Origin of the sequence: Nocardia sp. JW2 (assembly GCF_051843015.1) — a bacterium.
GTDB lineage: Bacteria > Actinomycetota > Actinomycetes > Mycobacteriales > Mycobacteriaceae > Nocardia > Nocardia coubleae.
In genome coordinates, this window is record NZ_JBPXLK010000064.1 from 1 (window position 1) to 462 (window position 462).

Here is a 462-nt window from a genome sequence, read left to right on the forward strand (position 1 = left end):
GCGACCGGACTCCAGGTGGCACTCACCCCCACCACCGGCCCCGCCCAGGTGACCGAGGCCGTCACCGCCGCCCGACGCGCCTTCGACGGGGGCGAATGGAGCCGCCTCGGCCCCGCCGAACGCGGCGCCCTGCTGCACCGCCTCGCCGACCTGCTCCAAGAGAACCGGGAAACACTGGTCCAAGTCGCCGCCACCGAGATCGGCACCCCCATCGGCAGCGGACCCACCCTCCACGTCGACCTACCCGCCAAATTCTTCCGCTGGTTCGCCGACGCCGCCATCCGCGGACCCCGCGACGGCTACGAACAACCCATGCCGCTCGACCACGACCCCATCACCACCAGCAGCCTGCTGCTACGCCAACCCGCCGGTGTGGTCGCCGCGATCGTCGCCTACAACGTGCCGATCATGATGAGCGCCTACAAACTCGGCGCCGCCCTCGCCGCCGGATGTTCCACGATC

General features: G+C 70.8%; 1 protein-coding gene. It reads left to right on the forward strand.

Annotated elements, in window-relative coordinates:
* The coding region (locus tag ACSVDM_RS30805; RefSeq protein WP_439269172.1) for an aldehyde dehydrogenase family protein at positions 1 to 462 on the forward strand (462 nt) is incomplete at both ends.